Annotated in this window: 18 protein-coding genes and 1 tRNA gene; 8 read left to right on the forward strand and 11 right to left on the reverse strand. The window is 72.3% G+C overall.

Annotated features, from left to right (window positions below):
- Positions 1–6: 6 nt before the first annotated feature.
- From NH602_RS02865 to NH602_RS02890, 6 genes are all read right to left on the reverse strand, one after another.
- A complete protein-coding gene (locus tag NH602_RS02865; protein WP_253066911.1) occupies positions 7–5,787 on the reverse strand; it encodes an SDR family oxidoreductase in 5,781 nt (1,926 codons plus the stop codon).
- A complete protein-coding gene (locus NH602_RS31600) occupies positions 5,784–7,172 on the reverse strand; it encodes an acyltransferase domain-containing protein (protein ID WP_308292802.1) in 1,389 nt (462 codons plus the stop codon). Before NH602_RS31600 ends, NH602_RS02865 begins: the two co-directional genes overlap by 4 nt.
- Positions 7,173–7,844: 672 nt before the next feature.
- Positions 7,845–8,045 (reverse strand): tautomerase family protein, encoded by a 201-nt coding sequence (locus tag NH602_RS02875; RefSeq protein ID WP_253066912.1) that lies wholly within the window; start codon positions 8,043–8,045, stop codon positions 7,845–7,847.
- Positions 8,032–8,814: a 2-keto-4-pentenoate hydratase gene (locus NH602_RS02880; protein ID WP_253066913.1), complete on the reverse strand. Its 783-nt coding sequence runs from the start codon at positions 8,812–8,814 to the stop codon at positions 8,032–8,034. Before NH602_RS02880 ends, NH602_RS02875 begins: the two co-directional genes overlap by 14 nt.
- Positions 8,811–9,590: a 2-keto-4-pentenoate hydratase gene (locus NH602_RS02885; protein ID WP_253066914.1), complete on the reverse strand. Its 780-nt coding sequence runs from the start codon at positions 9,588–9,590 to the stop codon at positions 8,811–8,813. Before NH602_RS02885 ends, NH602_RS02880 begins: the two co-directional genes overlap by 4 nt.
- Positions 9,587–10,384, reverse strand: a complete 798-nt coding sequence (locus tag NH602_RS02890; protein WP_253066915.1) for an IclR family transcriptional regulator — start codon at positions 10,382–10,384, stop codon at positions 9,587–9,589. The genes NH602_RS02885 and NH602_RS02890 overlap by 4 nt, the downstream gene beginning before the upstream one ends.
- A 152-nt stretch (positions 10,385–10,536) precedes the next feature.
- On the opposite strand from NH602_RS02890, the gene NH602_RS02895 reads away from it, so the two are divergent.
- Complete coding sequence (locus tag NH602_RS02895; RefSeq protein WP_253066916.1) at positions 10,537–11,472, forward strand: AraC family transcriptional regulator; 936 nt, start codon at positions 10,537–10,539, stop codon at positions 11,470–11,472.
- A gap of 41 nt (positions 11,473–11,513) precedes the next feature.
- Here NH602_RS02895 and NH602_RS02900 read toward each other — a convergent pair whose 3' ends face one another.
- Genes NH602_RS02900 through NH602_RS02910 form a run of 3 tightly spaced genes read right to left on the reverse strand, consistent with a single transcriptional unit; the run spans position 11,514 to position 14,681 of the window.
- Positions 11,514–11,999, reverse strand: a complete 486-nt coding sequence (locus tag NH602_RS02900; RefSeq protein ID WP_253066937.1) for a flavin reductase family protein — start codon at positions 11,997–11,999, stop codon at positions 11,514–11,516.
- Between the two features lie 29 nt (positions 12,000–12,028).
- Positions 12,029–13,579: a 4-hydroxyphenylacetate 3-hydroxylase family protein gene (locus NH602_RS02905; RefSeq protein ID WP_253066917.1), complete on the reverse strand. Its 1,551-nt coding sequence runs from the start codon at positions 13,577–13,579 to the stop codon at positions 12,029–12,031.
- Between the two features lie 28 nt (positions 13,580–13,607).
- On the reverse strand, positions 13,608–14,681 hold the full coding sequence (locus tag NH602_RS02910; RefSeq protein ID WP_253066918.1) for a VOC family protein: 1,074 nt from the start codon (positions 14,679–14,681) through the stop codon (positions 13,608–13,610).
- A gap of 192 nt (positions 14,682–14,873) precedes the next feature.
- Here NH602_RS02910 and NH602_RS02915 point away from each other — a divergent pair, with 192 nt between their 5' ends.
- The 6 genes from NH602_RS02915 to xerC all read left to right on the forward strand — a co-directional run bounded on the left by NH602_RS02915 (position 14,874) and on the right by xerC (position 21,298).
- Positions 14,874–15,746, forward strand: coding sequence for an acetaldehyde dehydrogenase (acetylating) (locus NH602_RS02915; protein WP_253066919.1), 873 nt, complete (start codon positions 14,874–14,876; stop codon positions 15,744–15,746).
- A complete protein-coding gene (gene dmpG, locus NH602_RS02920; RefSeq protein WP_253066920.1) occupies positions 15,743–16,747 on the forward strand; it encodes a 4-hydroxy-2-oxovalerate aldolase in 1,005 nt (334 codons plus the stop codon). The genes NH602_RS02915 and dmpG overlap by 4 nt, the downstream gene beginning before the upstream one ends.
- On the forward strand, positions 16,744–18,183 hold the full coding sequence (locus tag NH602_RS02925) for an aldehyde dehydrogenase (RefSeq protein WP_253066921.1): 1,440 nt from the start codon (positions 16,744–16,746) through the stop codon (positions 18,181–18,183). The genes dmpG and NH602_RS02925 overlap by 4 nt, the downstream gene beginning before the upstream one ends.
- A complete protein-coding gene (locus tag NH602_RS02930) occupies positions 18,180–18,932 on the forward strand; it encodes an SDR family NAD(P)-dependent oxidoreductase (protein WP_253066922.1) in 753 nt (250 codons plus the stop codon). Before NH602_RS02925 ends, NH602_RS02930 begins: the two co-directional genes overlap by 4 nt.
- Positions 18,932–19,315, forward strand: a complete 384-nt coding sequence (locus NH602_RS02935; protein WP_253066923.1) for a phenylpyruvate tautomerase MIF-related protein — start codon at positions 18,932–18,934, stop codon at positions 19,313–19,315. The genes NH602_RS02930 and NH602_RS02935 overlap by 1 nt, the downstream gene beginning before the upstream one ends.
- A 1,032-nt stretch (positions 19,316–20,347) precedes the next feature.
- A complete protein-coding gene (gene xerC / locus NH602_RS02940; protein ID WP_253066924.1) occupies positions 20,348–21,298 on the forward strand; it encodes a tyrosine-type recombinase/integrase in 951 nt (316 codons plus the stop codon).
- Here the strand turns inward: xerC and NH602_RS02945 are convergent.
- Together NH602_RS02945 and NH602_RS02950 are read right to left on the reverse strand one after the other, a co-directional pair.
- The gene (locus tag NH602_RS02945; protein ID WP_253066925.1) at positions 21,268–21,759 is read right to left on the reverse strand and encodes a hypothetical protein; all 492 of its coding nucleotides are present in this window, start codon (positions 21,757–21,759) and stop codon (positions 21,268–21,270) included. The two genes, xerC and NH602_RS02945, sit on opposite strands and share 31 nt — an antisense overlap.
- A 240-nt stretch (positions 21,760–21,999) precedes the next feature.
- Positions 22,000–22,072, reverse strand: a tRNA-Ala gene (locus NH602_RS02950).
- An 86-nt stretch (positions 22,073–22,158) separates the two neighbouring features.
- Here NH602_RS02950 and NH602_RS02955 point away from each other — a divergent pair.
- Positions 22,159–24,168, forward strand: a complete 2,010-nt coding sequence (locus NH602_RS02955) for a S9 family peptidase (protein ID WP_253066926.1) — start codon at positions 22,159–22,161, stop codon at positions 24,166–24,168.
- Positions 24,169–24,178 lie beyond the last annotated feature (10 nt).

Consider the following 24,178-nt stretch of genomic DNA (forward strand, 5'->3'; position numbering starts at 1 on the left):
GCCTCCTCAGGCGGGGACGGGCCGGTGGTCGTCGGCCCCCGGACGGACCAGACGCCCCGGTTCGCTGCTCGAGAAGGCGGTGACGCCGCGGACCCGGACCAGCACCCGGCCGTCGGCGGCCGCGGTGAGCACTCCGGACGCGGTGTCGTGGCCGAGCCGGACGACCGGGTGGCGAGCGGCGAGGTCGCAGTCGTTGCCGGCGCACCCCAGATCGACCTCGGCGATACCGGCGAGGGGGCCCGGCACCGGTGGTCCGCCCTCGGCCCCGTCCCGCGGCACGAGCAGCAGGTGGGCGAGCGCGTCGATCAGGATCGAGGGCACCGTCGTCCCGCCGAGCTCGGCCGAGAACCCCGCGTGGTCGAACGAGAACAGTGCACTCGTCCCGTCCGGCCCGTGGGCGTGGGCCGAGGTCCCGGCGAACGGCCCGCTCAGCGCCAGTACGGGATGTCGGTCGTAGATCGGCATCCGGAACCCCGGGACGGGGGTGTGCGCCCGCAGGTCCGGCGCCGGGCCGAGGTGGGGGCGGACCGGGGCGAGCAGGACGTCCGCCTCGTAGCAGAGGTCGCCGAACCGGAGCACCTTCCCGGTCGCGCTGACCCGGTTCGTCGTGACCCGGACCGAGACCCGGGCCCCGGCGGGATCCTCGGTGGTCACCCGTGCGGAGACCGTGACGGTGCGGGGAGGACCGTCGGGCCGCACCGTCACCGAGGCGTGGCAGGCGAGGTCACGGAAACCGGTGACGGCCATCTCCGGCCGCAGCCGGGTCGCGGCGGCCGCGGCGGCCTCGAGCGCGAACGTGCCGGGGAGCACGACGGCGCCGTTGACCCGGTGGTGGCGCATCCACCGCCCGTCCCGCTCGTCGAGCGTGCGGGGGTCCCACGTCTTCGTCGCGACCACCCAGGACCGGCCCTCCATCGTGATGCCGTCGAGGAGCGGCGAGGCCGGTTCCGGACCCGGGACGGCGGGGTCCGGGACGTCGGGGGGCGGCATCGGCGGGGCGTCCGGTCCGATGCCCCGGCGGGCGAGCATGGCCCGTTCCGGCCCGCGCAGGAAGAACGTCAGCCCGTTCGCCGGCGGGTGGGCCAGCGACGAGAGGAACTGCGCGCACCCCTGGGCCGGCGTGATGTAGGCGTCCATGTTGTTGCGCCGCAGCGTCTCCTCCATGGCGACGCTGCTGGCCACGCCGACGTCCTTCCAGCCGCTCCAGAGGATCGCGATCTCCCGGTGCCCGGTGGGCAGGTCCCGGTCGGCGGCGGCCGTGGCGTACTCGAGGTAGGAGTTCACTGCGCAGTAGTCGACGTCGCCGGGCGCCGGCGCGACCGTGGCGAGGGTGCTGAAGGTGGCGAGGATCGTCGGTGGTCGTCCGGCGAGGGCGTGCTTCAGGTTGCGGTAGCCGGTGGCCTTCGTGGCCCGCACGGCCCGGAAGTCGGCGAGTGCCTTGGCGTGCAGCGCGCGGGGGCGCAGGTCGAGCACGGCGTTCACCACGAGGTCGACGCGGCCGTGCCGGTCGTGGATCTCGTCGAGGACGGCGGTGGTGGCCTCGCCGTCGAGCACGTCGCAGACGCGGTGGTGCACGCGGTCGGGACCGCAGACCTCGGCGAGCCGCCGCAGCGTCGCCCGAACCTCCCGGGCGGCGTCGAGACGGTCGTACCGCGCCTTGAGCTCGCGCAGGCTCAGCTCGGGATGCAGGCGTCGCTGCTCGGCGATGAACTCCGCCTGGGGTACCGGCTCGGTGGGCGGGCCGGCCGGGACCGGGGTGCGGCCGATCAGGTAGACGTGCGGTCGCTCGACGCGGACGGCGAGCGCGTGCAGCAGCTCCGGCGTGATCCCGCGTGCGCCGCCGAACGCGACGACGACCGAGCCCGGCCCCAGCGGGATCCCGCCCGGGCCGGCGGGCACGCCGTCCGGGCAGACGTCCATCCGGGCCCAGCTCCCGTCCCGGCGGGCCGCGACCGTGTGCAGCGGACCGGCGTCGCCGCTCGCGCGGGCCAGCTGGTGCAGTGCGGTCAGCGCGTCGGGCGCCGCGGTGAGCAGCGCGGCTCCCCCGCACTGGGTGATCTCGGCGCGGACCGAGCGGACGAACCCGGTGAACAGGCCGGCGAGCGGGTGCGGACGGTCACCGGGCAGGGCGTCGAGCAGCGCGGCGCCGACGGTTCCGCCGTTGCGCAGCGCCGGGAGCAGTGCCTGGGTCGTGGTCAGGAGCAGGTCCTGCAGAATCTCGGCACGCTCGACGTCGGCGGGGGCGTCACCACGGTCGGTGAACCGCGTCAGCACCCGCACGTGGGCCGGGACGAACGGGAGGTCCGCGAGAGCGCCGGCCGCGTCCTGCGCGGCGACGCCGTCGGTCGTCCACACGGCGACGTCGACGCAGCCCTCCAGCGCGGCCGCGAGGTCGGCGGAGTCGGCGGAGTCGGCGGAGTCGGTGACGACGACGGTGCCCGGCGGCACCGGGTGCGGCAGGGTCCTCCCGGGCGGAGCGGGCATGTCGACGAGGTCCACCGTGCCCCGGGTACCGATGTCCGGTTCCGGTGCGTCGGCGGGCCGCACCCCGGTGAAGCGCAGGCCCGGTGTGGCCGGGTCGCTCGCACCGACGAGCGTCTCGCGGCCGGTGACGACACCGTGCAGCAGCGCGAACAGCGCATCGACGGCGAGGTAGGTGCGATCGGGCGCGGGCGGCGCGGGCGGCGCCGCCCCCGGACCGGCCGACGCGACCGTTCCCAGGATCGGCAGACCGTGGCGCTCGGCGGTCGAGCGCCGGGCCAGTGCCACGACGGCGGCGCCCTCCGCGATCGTCGCCCCGTCCGGTACGAGCGGACCGAGATGTCCGTCCCAGCCCCGGACCGGTGCCACACTCACGGCCCCCACCAGCGCCAGCGCGCAGGCCCCGTGGCGGAGCTGACGCATCGCGAGGTCGAGTGCGGCGGTGCCCGAGTCCCGGTGGTCGTAGACGGCCACGCCGAACCCCTGCAGGTCGTCGTAGTTGGTCACCCGGCCGGCTGCGATGCAGGAGACGGCACCGGTGAAGTCGTCCTCGCTGATGTCGGGAGCGAACGCGTCGACGGCGGCGGTGAGCCGCTCACGCAGCGTCGCGACCATGCCGGGGTCGGGCAGCAACCCGAGCGCGTCGGCGCACTCGGCGGCGTGCACCCGGACGGCCATCCGGGTGGCGTGCCTGCTGGGCAGCGCCGACCCGATCAGCAGCGCGGTGTCGGGACGCAGGTCCCCGGCCGCGGCGCCCAGCTGCGCCAGCAGCGGGTCCACCGCCTGCAGCATCATCAGGTGGCTCGGGTCCATGTGCGCGGTGGTGCGTGGCGGGATCCGCACCTCGCGCGGCGACGGGACGGGGTACGGGTCGCCGAATCCTGCCGAGGGACCGGGCCCGGTACCCGCCAGCCAGGCAGCGGTCGCGTCGCGGTCGGAGCCGGGCAGGTGCGTGTTCCAGCCGACGACGACGAGGTCCTCGGGGGGCACCCTGGCGGGCCGCCGGTTCGGGACGCGGTCGGCCAGCACGGCGTGTGCGTCGGCTCCGCCGAGCCCGAACGACGAGACGCCGACGATGCGTGGGCGGTCCGAGGGCCGCCAGCCGACGTCGGCGACGGGCACCCTGAGCCGTTCCTCCCCCTCCAGCAGCGCGTGCGGGGCGATCCGGTCCGTATGGGCCGGGATCGCCCCGTGCTCGATCGCGGTGAGCGCGTGCGCGACCGAGACGAGCCCGGCGAGCACACCGGTGTGTCCGAAGACCTGCTTGTTGGAGGTGAGCAGGCAGGTGCGCCGCCTCTCGCCGAGCCGCGCCAGCAAGGCCCGGGCCTCGACCTCGTCCCCGGTCGGCGTTCCGGTGCCGTGGGCCACGATCCAGTCGAGGTCGTCGGGTCCGACACCGGCGTCGGCCCAGGCGCGGGAGATCGCCAACTCCTGACCGCGTTCGGCCGGGGCGTGGATGCCCTTGCCCCGGCCGTCGGCGGACAGGCCGGTGCCGAGCACCAGCCCCAGGATCTCGTCACCGTCCGCGACGGCCTTGGCGTGGGTCTTGAGGACGAGCGCCACGGCACCCTCGGCGAGCAACGTGCCGTCAGCGTCCCGGTCGAACGGACGTACCCGGCCGCTGGGGGTGATGCCCTGGGCCTTGCAGAACAGGGTCAGCAGGGTCGGCTCGGCCACCGAGGTGCCGCCGGCGAGCGCGACGTCGCACGTGCCCTCCCGGAGGGCCTTCACGGCGGCGTCGAGCACGTAGAGGCCGCTGGCGCAGGCGGCGTCGAGCGTGAGGTGCCGGGCGTCGTCGGGCACGAGCCCGCCGAGTGCCACCCGTGAGACGGACGCGGGCTGGTGCATGAGCGGGTCGGCACCGCTGCCGGAGTAGTGGGCGAGCACGGCGTGCTCGGCCATCTCACCGAGCCAGTCCCCGCCCGAGTCGGCTGCGGTGGTCCCGCGGAGCATGCTCGCGTATTGCGCCCCCAGGACCGGGGCCCGGTCGCCGAGCCCGATGTGATCATGCGCTCCCGTGGTGACGGCGAGCCACCGGTCACCCGCTCCGCGGCGCACACCGTCGAGTGCCTGTACGGCGCAGTGCCGCAACCAGCGCGCGGTCGGTGCCACCCCGGGGTGGTCGCGCAGTCCGTGCGGCTCGCTGAGCGAGCGCGGATCCGGGACGAAGCCGGTGAGGTAGCCGGCCCGGCGGGCGTGGAAGCGGTCGGGCACCGTGGGGTCGGAGGCGTGGAAGTGCTCGAGCGCGAAGCCGGTCGGTTCGCTCGCCTGCAGCGTGGCCTCGCGCAGCCGGTCCCACAGCTCGCGCCGGTCGTTCGCGCCGGGCAGCGCCACCCCGATCCCGACGACGGCGACGGCGTCGTCGTCGGCAGCGACGGCCTCGGCGCGGGGCTCCTCGGAGGGGGTCCCGGCCACGGTCCCCGCCGGCTGGGGGCCCCCGCTCGGCGGTCCGGCGGGCGCGGGCGACGCCGACCCCCGCGCGGGAGCGGCGTGCGCGGCGAGGTTGCTGTGCAGCTGGAGCGTCTGCATCCCGGTGAGACCGATGCCGCCGTCGGCGACGAGGGTCTGCCCGGTGACGAACCCGGCGTGCGGGTGCAGGAAGTGACAGATCAGGTCGGCCGCGTCCGGCGTCGAGATCGTGCGCCGGAGCAGCCGCTCGTCGTCGGAGCGGTCACCGATCGTGTCCGGGTCGGCGAGCGACCTCACGATGTCGCTCGCCACCGAGCCCAGCAGGACCGTGTTCACCCGGATCCCCCGCGGGGCCAGCTCCAGCGCCAGGTAGCGGACCAGCGACTCGGCGGCCGCCTTCGTCACGCCCCCGGGCCCGTAGCCGGGCACCGGAAGGTGGGACCCCACGGCGGACAGGCACAGCACCGCCGCGCCCGAGCGGCCGTCCATCAACTCCGCCGCCCGCCGCGAGCAGTGGTAGGGCCCCATCACGTTGGTGCGCCAGGCCCGTTCCCAGTAGACGTCGTCGACGTCGAGCAGCGGGAGGAAAGCGCCGGCCGCGGCGTTGTTCACCAGGATGTCGAGACCACCGTGCCGCTCCCGGACGAGGTCGAACATCCGGTCGACCTCGGCGGTCTTGGCCACCGAGGCGCGGATGAACTCGCAGGATCGGCCTGCGGCACGCAGCTCCGCCTCCAGTTCCCGGGCCGCCTCGACCGAGTGGAAATAGTTGACGATCACGTGCGCGCCCCGGCGGGCCAGGCTCCGCACGATGTCGGCACCCAGACTGCGTGCCGCGCCGGTGACCAGCGCGATCCGCCCCGTCAGGTCGTCCGGGGAGCCCTCGTGCCCGTTCACGCGGCCTCGCCGACCGCTCCGCCGGCCACGACGGCGTCCGCGATGCGCCGCAGTGAGCCGAAGCCCAGCAACGAGGCGTTCGAGCGCAGGTCGGGCAGGTCGAACAGGTCCGCGACCTGCCCCAGCAGTGCGACCTGCTTGAGGGACTCGACGCCGAGGTCGGCCTCCAGACTGTCGTCCTCGCCGAGGAGGTCCGGCGGGTAGCCGAGGTAGCCGCCGTAGAGGTCACGCAGCTGCGCCAGGACGGCGTCGTAGTCGCGGGTTCCGCTGGAGGGTGCCGCGGCGGGTCCGCCAGGCTCGGGGCACGTCGCCGGCGTGACCTCCGCGGCCGGCGCCGGTGTCCGGACCGCGGCCGGCGGGTCCGCCGCGGGGGTGGGTGCAGAGACGGTCGGCTCGGAACGCACGACGACCGGGGCCCCCGGGCGCGTGCCGTTCGATGGCGGGGTGCCGGTCGTGGGCCGGGCCGGGACGGCGGGAGCGTCGCGCTCGGCCAGCGGCACGGCGCACCGCACGCCCGGAACGCTCGCCTGGATCATCTTCGCGACGACCGCACGTTCGCCGCACTCGACGAAGACGTCCGCGCCGGCGGCGTGCAGCTCGCGGATCGTGTCCAGAATGCGCACGCGGGCGGTGAGGGCCCCGGCCATGAGCTCCACGGGGTCGTCGTCGACGACGTCACGGCCCAGCCACGGCGAACACACCCGCATCCGGCCTCCGCCGTAGGGCACACGGGGCGCACCGGCGCGGAGTTCCCTGGCCGACCGGGCCAGTGCGGGCGAGTGCGTGGGATGGGGCACGTCGAGCCGGTTCGTGGGCCACCCCGCGGCCGCGGCCACCCGTTCGATGTCGGCGGTGAGCGCGGTCGGACCGCTCAGCACGCTCTGATGGGGCGCGTTCTCACATGCCAGCACCAGATCGGGGTGCCCGAACAGGCCGGCGAGGTGCTCCGCCCGGCGGCCGTCCACCCCGACGGCGATCATCCGGCCCTGCCAACCCTGTCTGGTGAGCGCCCGGGACCGGGCCACCGCGAGCCGGACGGTGTCCTCGATCGAGATGTACCCGGCCGCGGCGAGTGCCCACAGCTCTCCGACGCTCTGCCCGACGACGGCGACCGGGTCGACGCCCGTCTCGACCAGCGCGCGTTGGGTGGCGATGCTGACCGCGAAGATCTCCACGTACTGCAGGTCGGGGCCCCGCTCGGGAGCCACCTCGCCGCCCTCGACGAGTCGGGGTGACACCGCTGGAAGGTCCAGTTCGCGGGCGGCGTCGTCGACGCGGGCGAGCACCTCGCGTACGCCGTGGTGCCGGGCGTGCAGATCGTGCAGGATCCCGCCACGCGGCGCGGGCACCGTTCCCGGCATGACGAGGACAGAGGTCGTGTTCACGCGTCGTCCCTCTCGGTTGGACAGACCGAACAGGTCCGATCCTCGAGGTCCACGGCCAGGGATTTCCTTAGTGATCACAAGAATCCGCAGCAGGTGTGACTCTCGATTCGCACGTCCCCGTGACGTCCGGTCCCGCCGCCTGCGTCCGGTCGACGGCCGAGCAGGGACGCGGCGGTCTCGGCGGCTCGTCGGCGGGCCTCACCCTCGACTCGTGCCCGGATACGCCCGATGGGGTGTGTTCGTCGGCCACGACGTCGTCATCGTCGCGATGGGACGGGCAACAAGAAAGCCAGGACCGAAGTCCTGGCTTTTCGTACCGGGTGGAGCTGAGGGGATTCGAACCCCTGACCCCTTGACTGCCAGCGCAACTCGCACCACGCGCAGGGTTTCGCACCACGACTGGCTCCACGCGGACGTTTCTTGGCCAGAGCGTCGGCAACATCGCTTGGTCGGCGCTACGACCGTGGGGCGTTGCGTCGTCCGCCGGGGGCGATGGCCAGCCCGAAGCCATGGTCCGCCCGGTGGCCGATGGAGCTCGCCGACGCGATCGTCCGAGTCACCGACGGCGAGGTACGAGGCCTGTCGTACCTTGAAGCGACCACGTGCCCAGTCCCTGGCGAGATGGTCGAGGTCGTGGACAGCGCTGGTCTCGGCGCTCGTGCCACAAGGGCGTTACGGGGATTCGGCGCGACGTTCCTCGATCGTCACGTCCCCAGCAGCGAAATGCGTGCTCGGCACCTCGCGAAGGATGACCCTGACCGCCCGGAGCGGGGCGTCCACGGCGCGCTGGGCCGCCTCGGTGAGCTCGTGTATCAGGCTGCGCAGCTGCTGCGGGGTGCGCCCCTCCGCCAGCGTGACCTCAATGATCGGCATCGTCGCCTCCGGCGATCGTGATCGTTCCCAGCGAGGTGAAGTGTGCGGCGATGCGCGCGCCCGCCCGAACGGGCACGGCGTCGGCCATCCCACCGGTGAGCACCACCCACCCCGGCTCGAGCGCGTGACCGCGCTCGGCGACGGTGTTGGCGGCAAAGGCCAGCGCCTCGGCCGGGTTGCCCCAGACCGCCGCGCCGGTCGCGGAGTCGACGACCTCGCCATCGACCTCCAGCAGGCACGCCTCCAGCGACAGGTCCACTTCGGATGGCGGCCGGACCACCGGGCCGGTCACGTAGACACCGGAAGAGTTGTTGTCCGCGATAGCGTCCGCCATCGTGAACTGGTAGCCGGAGAAGCGGCTGTCGATCACTTCGATCGCCCCTACGACGTGGGACACGGCGGCGAGCGCCGCCGCCGCCGTCACGCCCGGTCCTTCGAGCCGGGAGCCGAGCACGAAGGCGATTTCCGGCTCGGCGCGCGGCTGCACCAGCCGGGACCGGGGCACGGCGACGTCCGCAGGCAGGACCATCGCGTCGGTCAGCCACGCCGTCGAGGGCCGGTCGACGCCGACCTGTCGCTGCTTGGCCCGCGACGTCACTCCCAGCTTCACCCCGATCAGCCGCTCGCCGCGGGCGAGCCTCCGCGCCAGACCGGCGTCCTGCGCGGCGTAACCGGTGGCGACGTCGATGGACCACGGCGCCTGCAGCGACCGGGGTGCGTCGGCGGCGGCGAGGAGCTCCTCGGCGATGGTGTCCACGGTCCAGGTCATGCTCGCTCCTCGTGCGCCAGCACCGCCGTGACGTCCCCGACGCCGGCGATGCGCGTACTGATCGTGTGTCCCGGCGCGATGGGGAACGCCCTGGTCATCGAGCCGGGCAGCACCACGTGCCCGGGCTCGAGGGTCACCCCGAGCGGTCCGACGGTGTTCGCGAGCCAGACCAGCGCGTTCAGTGGCGAGCCCAGCACCGCTCCCCCGGCACCCGTCGCGACCAGCGAACCGTTGACGTGCAGCGTGCAGCCCGCGAGCCGCAGGTCGACGTCGCCCAGCCGGACTGGGCGGCTGCCCAGCACCACCCCGCCCGACGACGCGTTGTCCGCCACCGTGTCGAAGATCCCGATCCGCCAGTCCTCGATCCGGGAATCCACGATCTCCAGCGCGGGCAGCACGTACTCGACCGCCCGGGCGGCCTCGGCGACGGTCACACCCGGCCCGGTCAGCGGCGCCCCGAGCACGAACGCGATCTCCGGCTCGATCCGCGGCTGCAGGAACCTGCCCGCGGCGATGGGCTGGTTCTCCAGGTGGAACATGCTCGCGGTGAGGTGCCCGAAGTCCGGCTGTGAGACGCCCATCTGGTGCTGCATCGCCCGTGACGCCAGCCCTACCTTGTGGCCCTTCACCACGTCGCCCGCGGCCTCCCACGCGGCGACCTGTCGCTGCTGGATGCGGTAGGCCAGGTCCAGCGGGCCCGGCTCGAACGGCGCGGTGGGTTTTCCGTCCCGGTAGACCTGGAGCAGCCGATCGGCCAGCTCCGTCTCGACACTCATGAAGCGTTCCTCTCGATCGGCACGACGGGGGCGGCGGGCTTCTCGGCGTCGACCAGGTCGCGGGACACGGCGCGGGCGGTCTCGACGACGGCGCGGCTCAGTTCGGCGCGCCGGACCCGGAACCGGCTGGCGGGCACGCTCACGCTCACCGCCGCGACGACCGAGCCCATGGCGTCGCGCACCGGCGCGGCGACGCAATGCACCTCGGGGATGGTCTCGCCGAGGTCCACGGCGTAGCCCGCCGCCGCGATCCCGCGCAGCGCCGCGCGCAGGGCGGCCGGGTCGGTCACCGTCGAGGCAGTGTGCCGCCGCAGCGGGGCCACGTCGATCATGCGGCTCAGCTCGGCTTGGTCGAGCTGGGCAAGCAGCACCTTCCCGACGGCGGTGCTGTGCGCCTCCAGCCGCCTACCGACGTTGGCGCCGCGCACCGAGATGTTGTGCGTGCCGAGCAGCTTGTCCACGTAAAGCACCCGACCGCGCTCGAGGACGGCGAGATGGCAGGTCTCGCCGTGCGACTCGACGAGCCGGTCGAGGTGCGGGGCCGCGCATGACCGCACGTCGACCGTCCCGCGGAGGGCCTCGGACAGCTCCACGACCCGCCAGCCGATCCGGTAGCGCCCGCGGGTACGGCACTGCAGCAACCCGGTCTCCACCAGGCTCGCCATCACCGAGTGCGCAGTGGACCGCGGAATGCCGATGGTCGCTGCGACCTCCCGGACGCCCCATTCCGGGCATTCCGTGGTGAACAGATCCAGAATCGGGCCGATCTTCTGGATCGTCTGGAGATTCGCCATTTTCACTCCTCTCGAGCGTCCCTGCTCGTGAGCGGCCCTTTGGTCGGCGGGGCCGTATAGAATCGCCGCTGATCGGACGGTAGGGATCGGAGTGGATCCGCGACATGGCTGCAGGCGCACCGAAACCTGGCGTGACACGCACCGGGGGCTCCGTGGCGCTCGTGTCGACCACCGGGATGGACCCGCGCGAGGGCCGAGCGCTGTGGAGCGAGACGATCAGCTCCCAGTACTGCGAGCTGGACCTGGTGGCGCCGAAGGGCCGGTTCGACAGCAGCCTGTTCTCCCGCCCGGTGGGCGAGCTGGACTTCACGTGGATGATGTCGGCGCCGCATACCGTCGTCCGCAGCCCGGCGATGATCGCGTCGGACGGTAAGGCGGACTTCCTGCTCTGCCTGGTCACCCAGGGTTTCGCGGAGGTTACGCAGGACGGGCGGACCTCCCTGCTGCAGGACGGCGCGGTGACCCTGATGGACTGCGACCGGCCGTTCCGGTTCGGCCTGCCCGCGGACTTCGAGCAGGTGGTGGTGCGGGTGCCGCGCGCGCAGCTGCTCGCCCGACTGCCCGAGTCGGTGCTTGCGGAGAGCACGGCGTGCGCGTTGCCGGGCCGCGCCGGGATCGGCGGGATGCTCAGCCAGTTCGTGCAACAGGTGCCGCGGCTGGACCCGGTGAGCGTGCAGCGCTCCCACGCGGTGCTCGTCGGATCCACGTTGGACCTGCTGGTGGAGGCGCTGACGGCGGGGCCCGCGCTGACCGGCGGGGCCGAGCGGGCACGCCGGGAGGACCTGCGGCGGGCGCAGGCGCTGCTGCGGAAGGGCCTGCACGACGCGGAGCGCACCATGCCCGAGGTCTGCCGTGCCCTCGGCGTCTCGCAGCGCCGGTTGCAGACGCTGTTCGCCGAGGCAGGGACCTCCCCGAGCGCGTGGCTGCAGGAGGAGCGGATCGCGCGCGCTCGACAGCTGCTGCGTACCACGGAGCTGACCGCCGAGGAGATCGCCCACCAGTGCGGTTTCCGCGATTACTCGCATTTCCACCGCACATTCCGCAAGCACGTGGGTACGGCCCCGGGCGCGTTCCGCCGACAGCCGTGAGCGGCGGTGGTCGCTCTCGCGACCGCCGCCACCCACGGGTCTCAGAACCCCCAGGGCTCGTCCCGACCGACGATCTCGAGGGCCCGAAAGCTGCCGGTGTAGAAGACGAGCGGGCGCCCGTCGTCGTACCAGAGCTCCTGCACGCGCCCGATGTGGAGCGTGTGGTCACCCGCCGGGTGGCTGACCTCCAGGGAACAGGCCAGGTGGACCAGGGCGCCGTCGAGCAGCGGGACGTCTCCACGCCAGGTGAACCGGACGATGTCCGGGTCCTTCTGCGGCGCGCCTGCGAAGTGCAGCCCGAGCGGCTCCTGGTCGCACGCCAGGACCGAGACGCCGTAGCGCCCGGTCTCAGAGATCCGGGCGTTCATCTTCGCCCGGTTGGAGATCGACACGAGCACGAGCGGTGGGTCCAGCGAGACCGAGGTGAACGCGTTCGCGGTCATCCCGTGCACGGAGGTCTCGTTTCGGTCCTCGGCGGTGGTGACGATGGTGACGCCGCTCGCGAAGCGCCCCAACGCCTTCCGCATGTCCAGCGGGCTCGGCGGCGTCACCACGCTCACCGCGCGAACTTCCGCACGACCTCGAGATCGTCGCCGGAGAACATGTCCGGCCGGGTCCAGCCATCGACGTCGTACTCGGACATGCACTGCTCGGCGAACCCCTTGAGTGCCCGGTCCTGTCCGCTCGCCTGGTAGGCGAACAGGGTCTGGAACCGGACGGCCTCGTGATCGCCGCCGTAGTTGCGCTCGTAGAGCTCGTGGCGCCCGCCGAACTCGGTGCCCACCGCGTCCCACAGCAGCTTGAGCAGCTTGACCCGGTCGATCGCCTCGATGCCGTTGGAGCCCCGGACGTACTGGTCCAGGTACGGCCGGACCTCGGGGTTCTTCCAGTCGCTGGCGTGGCTGTTCAGGTAGATCAGCCCGCTGCCGAGCGTCTGCTCGATGATCTCCTTGATCCGCGGGTAGCCGACGCCCATGAACGTCCGGTACGCGAGCCCGTAATTCACGTTGGGCTGCACCGCGCCGCCGACCCACTCCTGCGGGGACTTGGCCATCGCGTCGGACAGGCCCCAGAAGAGGTCGCGCCAGTTGAGGATCTCTCCGATCTGCATCTGGACGCCGCGGAAGCTCGACGTGCCGGTCATCTCGACAGCCTTCATGGCGCAGCCCGCGATGAAGTCCAGCTTGACCGCTAGCCGCGCGCAGCCGTGAAAGGTGAAGCGCGGCAGGAAGCCTGAGGCCATGACGAAGTTGTTGGCCGCGTCGGCGTCGTAGAGGAAGACGTTCTCCCACGGCACCAGAACCCGATCCATGATCATGATCGAGTCGTTCTCGTCGAAGCGGGACGAGAGCGGGTTGTCGAACGGGCTGCCGGTCACGGCGGCGTTGTACTCGTAGGACGTGCGGCAGATCAGCTTCAGGCCGGGCGAGCTCATCGGCACCGTGAAGACGACGCCGAACTCCTTCTTGCGCACCGGGAGCCCGTAGTGCGCGATGAAGTTGGCATTGGTCAGCGCGGAGCCGGTCGCGACGACCTTGGCGCCGGAGACGATCAGCCCGGCGTCGGTCTCCTCGACGACGTGCACGCAGACGTCCGCGGTCTCGTCGGCCGGCTTGTCGCGGTCGATCGGCGGGTGGACGATCGCGTGGTTGAGGTAGGAGACGTTCTCCTGCGTCTGCTTGTACCAGCGCAGCGCGTTGTCCTTGAACGGCCCGTAGAAGTCCGAGTTCGCACCCAGCGTGCCGAGGAAGCTCGCCTTGTAGTCTGGCGTGCGACCCATCCAACCGTAGGTCATCCGCTGCCACGCGACGATCGCGTCACGGCCTGCGATGAGGTCGTCGGCGGTGTGCGCGGTCTTGAAGAACGGGTGCGTCACGCCCCCGTTGCCGGTGTCCGTGGGGACGGTCAGGACGCCCGCGGCCTCGGGCTCGTGCAGCGCGTCGTACAGGCGGGCGACGGAGCGCGCGGAGTTGCGGAACGCCGGGTGGGTGGTGACGTCCTCGACTCGCTCGCCGCGGAAGTAGACCTCACGGCCGTCGCGCAGGGACTCCAGGTACTCGTCACCCGTCATCGGGCGGGTGGCGGTGTTCGCCTCGATCGTGGTCATCTCTTCCTCTCCTCCTCCTCCTCGAGGATCAGGCCAGGGCGCCGGACGTGGCGCGGGAGTCCTCGATCGCGTCGGGGATCAACTCCGCGGCCTGCTCGGCTTCGGGGGTCGGCCCGGAGAACTGAGCCTCGTGTTCCTCCAGGGACAGCGGGCTTGGGGTGCCGTAGGTGAAGTAGGTCTCCAGCGGCAGCTTCGCCCCGCCGATCGCGAGCGCGGTGTCGAAGTCCTCCATCAGCCAGGTCTTGGTCTCCGCGTCCGGCTGCAGATGCAGGAAGCCGGGCTCGCCGAACAGCTCGATACGGTTGCCGCCGGGCTCGAAGACGTAGAGGAACTGGCCCTGGGTGATGCCGTGCCGGTCGGGGCCGGACTCGATGCGGATGTCGTACTCGCGGAACATCTCCGCAGCGTCGGCGTTGTGGCCCTGGTTGCCGTAGTAGAAGGCGACGTGGTGCAGCTTGCCGCGCCCGCCGGTCGCGTCGCGCATGCAGGCGACCTCGTGGCCGAGGACGTTGGCGGTCATCCAGGCACCGATCTCGGTGCCGGCGTCGACGACCCGCTCGGTGGTCTTGAAGCCCAGGTGGCGCTCGAAGGACTCCTTGACGGCCGTCACGTCTGACGCCATCAGATTCAGGTGGTCGATCCGCTTGACCGGGATGCCCTGCAGCGGCTTCTTCGAGGCGCGCGTGAGGATCTTGCTGCGCAGCTCTTGGGGGGCCTGGTAGGTCTCGGCCTCCCAGAGCAGGGCGAGGTCGTGGCCGTCCGGGGACTTGTAGGCGAAGGTCTTCCCGTAGCCGAAATCGTCCTCACCCCACGAGCCCTCGACGTCGGCGGCCTTCAGCGAGCCCGCGCGGCGCTCCAGCGCCTCCGCCGACGAGGTGCGCAACGCGGCGTGGCCCATCCCCGCAGTCGGGGACTCGGTGACCTTGAGGCTCCACGGGTACGGGTCCTCGTAGCCGCGCAGGTAGACCGACTGGCCCTCCTGACGCGTGACGTACATGCCGAGGAACTTCGTGAAGAAGTCGAGGGTCTCCTGGGGCTTCGGGCTCAGCAGCTCGATGCGCGCGAGGTGGCTGATCTCGTGCCGGGGACTGGGGTCGGTCATCGGTGCTCCTGTGGATCGACTTCCGTGACGGCGCCCACTTTCGAGACCTCGCCCTCGGCGGGACCAGTGCTGTCCGGGCTTCCCGGACGGGTGCCCGGCCGCCGTCCGGGAGCTGTCCGCAGGAGCCGGACGGTGCCGGTCCGGGCGGCGCCGGGCTCCTAGCGTCGGCCGCAACGCGACGAGGGAGGACAGATGAGTCGGCTCAAGGCCGCGATCGTCGGGTCCGGGAACATCGGGACCGACCTCATGTACAAGCTGCTCCGCGCGGAGCACGTCGAGCCGGTTGCGATGATCGGCATCGACCCGGCCAGCGAGGGCCTGGCCCGCGCTCGGTCGGCCGGGCTCGACGTCTCCGCCGAGGGGGTGGACTGGCTGCTCGCGCGGCCGGAGCTGCCCGACCTGGTGTTCGAGGCGACCTCGGCGAGAGTGCACGCGGCCGCCGCGCCTCGCTACGCCGAGGCGGGCATCACCGCCATCGACCTGACCCCGGCCTCGGTGGGCCCGTACGTGGTGCCCGCGGTGAACCTGCACGAGCACCTCGGCGCCCCGAACCTCAACATGGTCAGCTGCGCGGGCCAGGCGACCATCCCGATCCTCGCCGCGATCAACTGCGTCGCCGACGCGTCCTATGGCGAGATCGTCGCGGCCATCGCGTCGAAGAGCGCGGGCCCGGGGACCCGGCAGAACCTGTCGGAGTTCAGCGAGAAGACCGGCCGCGCGCTGGCCCGGGTCGCCGGCGCCGACCGCGCCAAGGCGATCTCAGTGATCAACCCGGCCGAGCCGCCGATGAACATGCGGGACACCGTGTACGCGCGTGTTCGCCGTCCGGACGCGGCGGCCATCGAGCAGGCCGTCACCGACATGGTGGCGAAGGTCCAGGAGTACGTGCCGGGCTACACGCTCCGGCTGGTCGACGTCGACGGCGACCTGGTCACCGTGATGCTCGAGGTCGTCGGGGCCGGGGACTACCTGCCCACCTACGCCGGGAACCTCGACATCATCACCGCCGCGGCGGTGCAGGTGGCCGAGGTGCTCGCCACGCAGAAGATCGGGGCCCTCGGATGAGCAAGCGCATCACTCTGGTCGACACCACGCTGCGCGACGGCATGTCGAGCGTGAAGCACCAGTTCACCGCGGACAACGTCGCGGACATCGCACGCGGCCTGGACCGCGCTGGCGTCCGGACGATCGAGGTGGCGCACGGCATCGGGATCGGCGCCTCGTCCATCCAGTACGGCGTCGCCGCGGAGACGGACCCGGACTACGTGCGCGCCGCGGTGAAGGCCGTGGACGACGCCGACATCGCCGTCCTCTACGTGCCCGGGATCGCCACGCTGACCGACCTGGACGGTGCCGCCGAGGCGGGCGCGAAGACGGTCCGGGTCGCGGTGCACTGCACCGAGGCCGACTGCGCCCAGCAGCCCGTCCGGTACGCCAAGGCCGAGGGCCTCTCCGTCATGACGTTCCTGATGATGAGCCACAAGCTCGAGCCGGAGCCGCTCGCCGAGCAGGCGCGCAAGCTGGCCTCCTACGGCGCGGACGTGATCTACGTCGTCGACTCGGCCGGGGCGATGGTCCCGACGCAGGCGGGCGCCCGCGTCGCCGCGCTGCGGTCCGCGGTGTCCACCGGCATCGGGTTCCACGCGCACAACAACCTGGGCGTCGGGATCGGCAATGCTCTGGTGGCCGCCGAGGAGGGCGCGCAGTACATCGACGGGTCGCTGCGCGGGCTCGGTGCGAGCGCGGGCAACGCGCAGACCGAGGTGCTCGTCGCCGCCTTCGAGCGCGCGGGCTGGGAGACCGGCGTCGACCTGTTCGGGCTGGCCTCGACCACGGAGAACGTCCTCGCGCCGCTGATGACCGAGCCGCAGATCATCGACGAGACCGCCCTGATCCTCGGCTACGCCGGGGTCTACTCGACCTTCTTCCACCCGACCAAGCGCGCGGCGGCGAAGTTCGGCGTCCCGGCCCGGGACATACTCATGGAGCTGGGCCGCCGCGGCGTGATCGGCGGCCAGGAAGACATGATCATCGACGTCGCGCACGAGCTGGCGGGTGCCCGATGATCCGGCATCTGATCGGCAAGGAGTGGGTGGACGCCTCCGACGGCGCCACCTTCGAGACCCGGGACCCGCACGACGGGTCGCTGCTCGGCACCGTCGCCCGCGGGACCGCCGCAGACGGGGACGCCGCCCTGACGGCCGCGCGGGAGGCGTTCGACGACGGCCCCTGGCCCCGGATGACCCCCAAGGAGCGCGCGAAGATCCTCCACGCGGTCGCCGACGCCGTCGACGCCCACCGGGATGAGCTCGCCCTGACCGAGACCCGCGACGGCGGCAAGACGATCACGCAGTCCGGTCACGCGGAGATCCCGCGCGTGGCGCTGAACCTGCGGTTCTTCGCTGACTACGCGGCGATGGCACCCAACGAGGCCTACCCGGACGGCGGGCTGCTGTCCTACACGCTCTACCCGCCGGCGGGCGTCGTGTCGGCGATCAGCCCGTGGAACGCGCCGCTGATGCTGGCGACGTGGAAGATCGCACCCGCCCTCGCGTTCGGCAACACCGTGGTGCTCAAGCCTGCGCCGCAGACGCCGCTGACCGCGGCGCGCTTCGCGGAGATCGCCCTCGAGGCGGGGCTCCCCGAAGGTGTGCTGAACGTGGTGCAGGGCTTCGGCGGGGACGAGGTCGCGGGCCCGCTGACCGGTGACCCCCGCGTCGACCGGATCACGTTCACCGGCTCCAGCGCCACCGGCGCCGCGGTGCTGAAGGCCGCGGCGCCCAACCACACTCCGGTGTCGGCGGAGCTGGGCGGAAAGTCGGCCAACATCGTGTTCGCCGACGCCGACCTCGAGGTCGCCGTGCCGCAGTCGATCCGGGCGATCTTCGCCGGGAACGGGCAGGTGTGCCTGGCGGGCTCCCGCTTGCTCGTGCAGAAATCGGTCATGGACGAGTTCCTGGCCCGGTTCACCGAGGCGGCGGAGGCGCTCGTCGTCGGGGATCCCAAGGAGCACAGCACCTTCCTCGGGCCGCTGATCGAGCAGCGGCACCTGGACAAGGTGGCAGGCTACGTCGACCTCGCGCGCACTGAGGGCGCCACCGTGCTGACCGGTGGCACGCCGCTGGGCGGGCTCTACTACCCGCCGACCGTCCTCACCGGCCTCACGAATGCCGCCCGCTGCGCCCGCGAGGAGATCTTCGGCCCGGTCGTCACCGTCCTCGGCTTCGACACCGAGGAGGACGCGCTCGCCATCGCCAACGACTCGGACTACGGGCTGGCCGGGATGCTGTTCACCCAGAACCTCGACCGAGCGCACCGGATGGCCGCGCGCTGGAAGGCCGGGACGGTGTGGATCAACACCTTCTTCGAGCGCGACCTGCGCCTGCCCTTCGGCGGCGAGGGGATCTCCGGCGTCGGGCGTGAGGGCGGGCAGTACTCCCGGGAGTTCTTCACCGAGCCCCGCGCCGTCATGCTCCGTCTTCGGGACCAGGGACCGCGATGACCCGCATCGGAACGTGCGTCGTCGTCGGCGCGTCGGGCGCCCTGGGCTCCGCGATCACCGCCCGGCTCACCGCGCGCGGCCACAAGGTCGTGGCGGTGGGCCGGGACGGCGGAGCCCTCGCGAAGCTCGCGGCGAACAACCCCGGCGTGCGGCCGTGCGTGGCGGATATCGCGGACGACGGCTCGGTCGAGGCCATCGCCGCCGAGCTCGACGGACCTGTGCAGATGGCTGTGTTCGCCGCCGGGCTGCCGGTGCGCGGGTCCGCCGACACGATCGCGCCGTCCGCGCTCGGCGCCGCGGTGAACCTCAAGGCCGGCGGCGTGCTCCGGCTGCTCCACGCGGTGCGCGACCGCCTCGAGCCGGGTTCGCGGTTCGTGGCGGTCGGCGGGTCGCTGGGCCTCGAGCCCGGCCCGCTCGACGCCGGACCCGGCACCGCGAACGCCGCCGTGTTCAACCTGATGCGCCAGATCAGCGCTCTGTACGGGCCCCGCGGGATCACCACCCACACGATCGCGCCCGGCCCGCTCGACACCCCGCGACTCGCGTCGATCATTGCGTCGCAGGCGGCGGAACAGGGCGTGGACGCGGACCAGATCCGGGAGCGCTACCGCGCCAAGACCACGCTCGGCAGGCTCCCGACGCTGGATGAAGTCGCCTGGACCGTCGAGACCCTGCTCGCCCCGGAGGCGGCCGCTCTGCACGCCGGCGTGATCACCGTGGACGGCGGGACGCGGCACGGGGTGCAGTGATGCCGGTCGCGCACCTCTACGCCACGGTGCCCGCGGAGCACCGCGCCGAGCTGCTGGAGCGGCTCAGCGCGGTGTACGCGGAGGTCCTGGGCTCACCCGTCGAGCGCATCCGGGTCTACCTGGTCGAGCCGCAGGCCGCGGCCGTGGGTGGAAAGGTCGGGCCGGTCGCGCCCTACTTCACGGCCGTCGTGCTCGCGGATCGGCCGGCCGCTCAGCGGGCAGAGCTGCTGAGGCGCTTCACCGACGTCCTGACCGAGGTCCTCCGCGTGCCCCGTCCGACGGTGCGCGGCATGGTGCTGGAGGCACCCCCGGAGAACTGGGGCATCGGCGGCACACCGGCGGCCACCACCCGCGCCGCCGAGATCTCCACGCGATCGGGCTGACCGCGGCGTCAGCGAACCCGGTACCCGGCGATGCGGGACCCAGCTCGACAGCGACCGAGCCGGGCTCGGTTCGGTTGTCGGCTTCGGGTCGAGAACGCGGGCCGACGCCGGCGCAGAAGGGTGACACGAGGCGATGCCACCGACCGGCCGGCGCCGAACCCGACCGCGAACACGACCAGGGTGGACAGCAGCGCCGAGGTCGGGTCGGTGCGGTCGAAGATGTTCGCGGCGGTCCAGGGAGTGAGATCCGCGGGAATCCCTGCACTCCTGCACCCACACGAGCACTACCAGGACGCCCACCGCGGCCGCGCGGCGGAGCTGCGGCCAGGTCGTCGAGGCTCGATTCACGCCAGCCGAGCCCAGCGGCGGATCGAGCGAGACCACGGCGGTCCGGCGCCGCACTACTGCGTACGGTCCGCGGCCTCGGCGACGGCCGGGTCACCGTGGTCCGGTGCGGGCGCCGCGGCGTCATCCAACCATTACGCCTCATCCTTCACCGACGGTATCGCGAGGACAAGTTCCCGGGCCCGCAGATCAATCGTCGCGTGCATGCGCGTGAATGAAGAGCGCTTGTCGGGTGCGTCGGATGCATCCGACGTCGAGGACGGACCCATGGAGCCGTGAAGAGGGCACGCTCAACAAGAGGTCGACAACGGCGGCGACCATGGTACTGGAAGTCGATCTGGGTGAATTCCCTCGGCCGTCCGAACGACTCGCGATCTCGGGTGCGGGACAGGCGAGTCGACGGCAGAACGCGCTAGTCAGATGACATCGATCGAGGAGCTGACATGACACTGTCCCCGCCTTCCAGGCCGCGTCATGACCGCTCGGAGGAGCCGCGGAGAGGGCGGGCTGCACTAGGACGAGTTCCGCCAGCGCTGGATCGCCACCGCCACACTCGGGTTTGACGGGCGGGGCAAGCGGATCACGCGCAAAGCCAGCGGCACCACCAGGACCGCCGCCAAGGCGAAGCTGCGCGAGATTCTGCGTGACCAGGAGAACGGCACTGTTGTCCCCGCGGGCAAGTACACCGTGGCCGACGCCGTACGCGACTGGATCGCCTACGGGCTCACAGGTCGCTCCCCCGCGACCCTCTCGAACTACACGACGATCGCGAACAAGCATGTCGTGGGCCAGCTCGGCGCCCGCAAGCTGCGCGATCTGACGGCTGATGACGTCGATCGTTGGCTTCGTGCCGAATCGCGGGTCGTCAGCACTCGGACCCTCCGGCTGATGCACTCGTTGCTGAACCGGGCCGTCCGTCACGCGATGGCTCGGGACAAGGTCATGCGCAACGTCGTCGAGCTGTGCTCGGTCCCAACCGGGCGCGAGGGACGGCGGTCCAAGTCACTGACCTTCACCCAAGCCGAGAAGCTGCTCAGGGCCGCGGAGGCCAGCTCAATGCGCGCCTATGTCGTGCTGTCGCTGCTCACCGGAGCACGCACGGAGGAGCTGCGCGCGCTGCGTTGGGAGGATGTCGACCTGGCCGGGTCACCTGACGAGGATCCACCGGTGCCGCCGTCGATCTCCGTTCTGCGCTCAGTACGCATGGACGGCGACACCAAGACCCGCAGGTCCCGACGGCGTCTGGCGCTGCCGTCCCGGGCAGTCCGCGCGCTCGCTGCACACGCCGAAAGGCCTGAGGTCTCCACGGGGCGGGCCGATCTCGTGTTCGCCTCCCGCAACGGCACGGAGTTGGACGCGCACAACGTCCGCCGGTCGTTCCGACGCGTCGCCGCTGACGCAGGCCTCGATGCGGCCGAGTGGACGCCACGCGAGCTACGCCACAGCTTCGTCTCGCTGCTCTCCGATTCCGGAGTGCCGCTGGAGCACATCTCTCGGCTGGTCGGCCACAGCGGCACGGCCGTGACCGAGGCTGTCCACCGACAGCAGCTTCGCCCGGTACTGGAACACGGCGCCATCGCCATGGACGGGATCTTCCCTTCCGACGATCACGCGGACGACCGCCGAACACCCCTGTAGATGAGAACGCCGGGATAAGCGCTCATTAGGAGCGCGATCATGATGCTCAGGCCGATCCGGCCGGCGTTGAGCGGTGCATCGCCCCACAGCAGCGCCGGGCCGACCTGAGCCACGAGAAGCAACAACATCGCGAACACCTGGCCCCACAGCGACACGGTCGGGAACTGCTGCCGCGCCTTCCGCTCCATCTGGCGCACTGCCCGGTCGTCCGCGGTCCCGACGAGGATCGCCGTCACCAGCGGAGCCACCTGCCTACCGTGATTAACGCCGACCCTCAGCAGGTCCGCGCGCCCCTGCGCCTCGATGCACAGCACGCGATAGCTGCCCCACGTCGTCGGTCTACGCGCGCTCCGGCGCTCGACCGTCACCGACCGGACGTCGCATGCCGGGACCGAGAAGACGTCGGCGTGAAGCCGCTTCTCGGCCGCGTTCGGCTCGAAGGCAACTTCATCCGGGGTCACCGTCAGGACACCACTGCGCGGCCATCGACCGACGTAGCTTGTCGCCGGAACCCGCACCCTCTGCACCTCCAGCAGACCAGGGACCCTGTCCGCCTTTCGGTGCACCATGATCTCGTCGGGTGCGGCACGAGTCAGCCGCCGATCGGACCGCCCGACATAGACACTCAGCTAGTCACTCACCACGACTGCATCCGGGCAAGAAAAAGGCCAGGACCGAAGTCCTGGCCTGGTGAAGAAGGGTGGAGCTGAGGGGATTCGAACCCCTGACCCCTTGACTGCCAGTCAAGTGCGCTACCAGCTGCGCCACAGCCCCTTGCGACATGAAGAACACTACACGGGCCGGTTTCCGGTTCGGAAAGGGGGGTGCCCCGGGCGGCACCGGCACCTACCTTCGGCCCCGTGCAGCCCTCTGACATCGGACGACTGGTCACCCTCGGCGTCCCCGCGGTGTCCCCGGACGGCACGGTCGTCGCCGTCGCGGTCCGCCGCGTCGACCTCGGCGCCAACCGGTACCGCACTGCGATCTGGCTCACCCCGACCGACGGGAGCGGTCCGCCGCGCCGGCTGACCGGCTCCGAGCACGGCGACTCCTCCCCCGCCTGGTCGCCGGACGGGACGCGGCTGGCCGTCGTCACCGGGCGGGAGGGCGGCGGCGCGCAGCTGCGGGTGCTGCCGATCGGCGTCCCGGGTGAGCCGGTGGTGGCCTGCGAGCGTCCCGAGCCGGTGTCCGAGCCGGTGTGGTCGCCGGACGGCACGCGGATCGCGTTCGTGTCCCGGGAGCGGGCGGCCCGCTGGGCCACCGGCGACGACGACCGGGCCCGCGAACCGCGCCGGATCGACCGGCTGTTCAGCCGGCTGGACGGGGAGGGCTGGATCATCGACCGGCCGTCGACGGTGTTCGTCGTCGATGCCGGGGGTGGCGACCCGGTTGCCGTCGCCGGCGGGCCCTACGAGCACTCGTCGCCCGCCTGGTCGCCGGACGGGCGGACGCTGGCCGTCGTCGCGGACCGCGAGCCGGACTGGGACCTGGACGAGACCGCGCGGATCTACCTGGTCGACGCCACGGGTGGCGGGGGCGGGCCGCGGCGGCTCACCCGCACCGGCCGCCATCACACGCACCCGTCCTGGTCGCCGGACGGCACCCGGCTGGCCACCCTGGCCTCCGACGACCACCTGGCGTCCCCGGCACACGCGTCGCCGGCAGTGGTCGACGTCGCGACCGGACGGGAGGACGTCCTCGCGACCGGTGTCGACCGCACCTGGCGGCCGTTTCCCGGCGCCCGCGCCCCGATCTGGGACGACGGGCACCTGCTCGTGTCCTGCGAGGACCGTGGCGGGATCCACCTGTACCGGGTCGCGGCCGACGGCGCGGGAGCGGGCACCGCGCGGGCGCTGCTGACCGGCGAGCGGGCGGTGACCGCCTACGACCGCGCGGGCGGGACCACCGTCGTCCTGGTCACCGACCACGACCACCTCGGCGAGCTGCACGTCATCGACGACGGGTCGCTGCGCCGGCTCACCTCGCTCACCGAGCCCTTCCACGACGCCGTGCCGCGCGGGCGCACCCCGGTGCGGCTGGCCGTGCCGTCCCCGGCCGGGGACGGCGACGTCGACACCTGGGTGCTGCTGCCGGACGAGCCCGCCACCGGCGACGGCGGGCTGATCCCGGTGCTGCTGTCGATCCACGGCGGGCCGATGACCCAGTACGCCGACGCCTGGTTCGACGAGTTCCGGCTGTGGGCGGGCGCCGGCTACGCGGTCGTCTGGTGCAACCCGCACGGCTCGACCGGCTACACCCAGGACCGGGTCCGGGCGATCCGCAGCCCGCTGGCGGAGACCGCGCCCGGGACCGGGTGGGGCGGGATCGACGCCGACGACGTGCTCGCCGCGCTCGACGGCGCCCTCGCGACCTTCGACCAGCTCGACCGGGGCCGGGTGGGCGTCCTCGGCGGGTCCTACGGCGGCTACCTCACGTCGTGGCTGGCCGCCCACCACTCCGCCCGGTTCGCCGCCGCGTGCAGCGAGCGGGCGGTGAACAACCTGGAGTCGATGGAGTGGAGTTCCGACGTCGCAGGCGCGTTCCGCCACGACATCGGGGTCTCGGTGCTGGACGCGCCGGAGGAGTTCCGGCGGATGTCCCCGCTGCACCACGTCCGCGGCATCGACGTGCCGATGCTGATCCTGCACTCCGAGGACGACCTGCGGTGCCACGTCGAGCAGGCCGACGCGCTGTACCTCGCGCTGCGGCTGCTCGGGCGGCCGGTGGAGTACTGGCGGTTCCCGGAGGAGAGCCACGGGATGTCGCGCGACGGGTCGCCGCGCCACCGCGTCCAGCGGGCGCAGATCATCCTCGACTTCTTCGGCCGGCACCTGGGCGGGCGCAGGCCGGAGCAGGTCCCCGCCGGCTGATCTGCGACGT

It is taken from the genome of Pseudonocardia sp. McavD-2-B (assembly GCF_024124365.1).
Taxonomy (GTDB): domain Bacteria; phylum Actinomycetota; class Actinomycetes; order Mycobacteriales; family Pseudonocardiaceae; genus Pseudonocardia; species Pseudonocardia alni.

What these genes read in the sequence shown, in the direction of transcription:
- NH602_RS02875 (WP_253066912.1), bottom strand. Translation starts at nt 8,045, where the DNA reads ATGCCGATCATTGAGGTCACGCTGGCGGAGGGGCGCACCCCGCAGCAG.
- NH602_RS02885 (WP_253066914.1), bottom strand. Translation starts at nt 9,590, where the DNA reads ATGAGTGTCGAGACGGAGCTGGCCGATCGGCTGCTCCAGGTCTACCGG.
- NH602_RS02910 (WP_253066918.1), bottom strand. Translation starts at nt 14,681, where the DNA reads ATGACCGACCCCAGTCCCCGGCACGAGATCAGCCACCTCGCGCGCATC.
- NH602_RS02925 (WP_253066921.1), top strand. Translation starts at nt 16,744, where the DNA reads ATGATCCGGCATCTGATCGGCAAGGAGTGGGTGGACGCCTCCGACGGC.
- NH602_RS02935 (WP_253066923.1), top strand. Translation starts at nt 18,932, where the DNA reads ATGCCGGTCGCGCACCTCTACGCCACGGTGCCCGCGGAGCACCGCGCC.
- NH602_RS02915 (WP_253066919.1), top strand. Translation starts at nt 14,874, where the DNA reads ATGAGTCGGCTCAAGGCCGCGATCGTCGGGTCCGGGAACATCGGGACC.
- NH602_RS02930 (WP_253066922.1), top strand. Translation starts at nt 18,180, where the DNA reads ATGACCCGCATCGGAACGTGCGTCGTCGTCGGCGCGTCGGGCGCCCTG.
- NH602_RS02880 (WP_253066913.1), bottom strand. Translation starts at nt 8,814, where the DNA reads ATGACCTGGACCGTGGACACCATCGCCGAGGAGCTCCTCGCCGCCGCC.
- NH602_RS02890 (WP_253066915.1), bottom strand. Translation starts at nt 10,384, where the DNA reads ATGGCGAATCTCCAGACGATCCAGAAGATCGGCCCGATTCTGGATCTG.
- dmpG (WP_253066920.1), top strand. Translation starts at nt 15,743, where the DNA reads ATGAGCAAGCGCATCACTCTGGTCGACACCACGCTGCGCGACGGCATG.
- NH602_RS02905 (WP_253066917.1), bottom strand. Translation starts at nt 13,579, where the DNA reads ATGACCACGATCGAGGCGAACACCGCCACCCGCCCGATGACGGGTGAC.
- NH602_RS02900 (WP_253066937.1), bottom strand. Translation starts at nt 11,999, where the DNA reads ATGCGGAAGGCGTTGGGGCGCTTCGCGAGCGGCGTCACCATCGTCACC.